Raw genomic sequence first — 1,862 nt, forward strand, 5'->3', positions numbered from 1 at the left:
TGGCCCGGCGGACAGCCGAACTGATCCGCGAGCGGGGATTCGAGGCAACGCTGGCGGACACCAGGCCTACGGCGGCCAGCCTGGCCGCCGCTATCGCGGAGACTCCGACGTCAGCGATTCTCCCGGTCTTCTGCCCGTCGCTTCCGATGACCGCCGACGAGCGCCACGAGATCGCCGCAGCCATGGCGTCGGAACAGGTCCGGGCCAAGACGGTCGCCGCTCTCGTGAACTCCGCGGCCGACGTCAGCACCCTCGGAGACACCGGCACTGCGCTCATCGCGGTACCGGCTGTCGACCCCTTCGACATGGTCACTGACGCGGCGGTCCGTGCCGCCGTCGACGTACTCTGCTGACGCGCCCGCCGATTCCATCGCCCGCAGCGACTCCGGAGACTCACATCGAACTCAAAAGACCAGGCCATAGCTTGTTCAAACGCTTGCACAACTAGTATCGTGTGGGCTGGATCGCCTCGCCCACGCGCCGCACTCCTCAACACAGAAGGACGCACATGACCGGAAAGACCGACGTCTTGCCGACCCTCTTCTCATTCCCGACGAAGCATGAGCTCGGCGAGAAGGCCGGGGCACTCGCCGCTACGGCGGTGCGCAACGCTATAGCTGTACGCGGCGCCGCACGGGTCATGCTCGCGGCCGCACCCAGCCAGGCCGAGACCTTGAAGGCTTTCATCGGCGCGCCGGGGATCAGCTGGGCATCGGTCGAACTGTTCCACATGGACGACTACGTCGGCCTGCCCGCCGACGCACCGCAAGGCTTCGCGAACTGGCTGCAGTCCATGGTGGTCGACCATGTTCCCGCGGCGACCTTCCACCGGATCGACACCTCGGTCGAGCCGGAGGAGGCCGCGCGGCGATACGAGTCCGTCATGGGTGAGACACCGTTCGACCTCGTCTTCGTCGGGCTCGGCGTCAACGGCCACCTGGCGTTCAACGACCCGCCGGCAGACCTCGGTGATCCACGGGGAGCCAAGGTCGTGGCGCTGGACAGCGTCTGCCGGCAGCAGCAGGTCGACGAGGGACATTTCGCCGCATTCGATGACGTGCCGCCCAGCGCGATCACGGTGACGATCCCGCGGTTGCTGAACGCCGTGGAGATCGTCGCCTCGGTGCCCGGCGCGGCCAAGCAGAAGGCCGTGGCGAACGCTCTCAACCAGCCGATCAGCGGCGACCACCCCGGGACGGCGCTACGGACACACCCGCGGGTGACGATGTTCCTCGACGCCGGGTCCGATCCCCGATGACAGCGGAGGCCGCCCAGACGCCGGAGCTACAGCGCATCGGCCGCGAGTACGCGACCCGCGTCGACCGGCTCTTCGAGGACGTGCTGGACACCGGCGGCGACGCAGTCGCCAAGGCAGCCGCGGCGCTTGCGGATCGGGTGGCGGACGACCGTCTCATCCATGTCTACGGGCCGGGCGGCCATTCCAACCTGGCAGCTCAGGAGATCTTCTATCGGCCGGGGAGCCTCATGCACGTCTCGGCGATCCTGGACGAGGGGACTCTCCTGTCATCCGGGGCCCTGCGTTCCACGACGACGGAACGCACACCGGGTTACGGCGCCGATGTCATCGCCGCCGCCGGCGTCGCAGAGAGCGACGCACTGATCCTGGTCAATGCCTTCGGCATCAACAGCGCCGTCATCGACGCGGCACTCGCCGCCCGGGCACGGGAAGCCACGACCGTGGGGGTGTCCTCCCGCGCGGCCGCCGCGGAGGCTCCGGCTGACCACCCCGCACGCCATCCCGAACGGCTGAACTTGCACGACGTCGTCGACATCCACATCGATTCCCGGGTGCCGACCGGAGACGCCGTCATCGACCTCGGCACCGGAGGCGAACGCACCGG

The 1,862-nt window shown here is 68.4% G+C and carries 3 protein-coding genes; all 3 read left to right on the plus strand.

What is annotated here, in order from left to right; translation table 11 throughout:
• On the plus strand, window positions 1–353 hold a 353-nt coding region (locus tag ELR45_RS34920; RefSeq protein ID WP_165367648.1), incomplete at its 5' end, for a hypothetical protein.
• A gap of 155 nt (window positions 354–508) precedes the next feature.
• Window positions 509–1,258: a 6-phosphogluconolactonase gene (locus ELR45_RS10045; protein ID WP_129665574.1), complete on the plus strand. Its 750-nt coding sequence runs from the start codon at window positions 509–511 to the stop codon at window positions 1,256–1,258.
• The coding region (locus tag ELR45_RS10050; protein WP_205856320.1) for a sugar isomerase domain-containing protein at window positions 1,255–1,862 on the plus strand (608 nt) is incomplete at its 3' end. The genes ELR45_RS10045 and ELR45_RS10050, both read left to right, overlap by 4 nt.

The sequence above is a fragment of the Phytoactinopolyspora endophytica genome, assembly GCF_004138495.1.
Lineage (GTDB): Bacteria > Actinomycetota > Actinomycetes > Jiangellales > Jiangellaceae > Phytoactinopolyspora > Phytoactinopolyspora endophytica.

Bases quoted from the DNA above. Each gene is read 5' to 3' on its own strand.
- ELR45_RS10045 (WP_129665574.1), top strand. From the start codon at position 509: ATGACCGGAAAGACCGACGTCTTGCCGACCCTCTTCTCATTCCCGACG.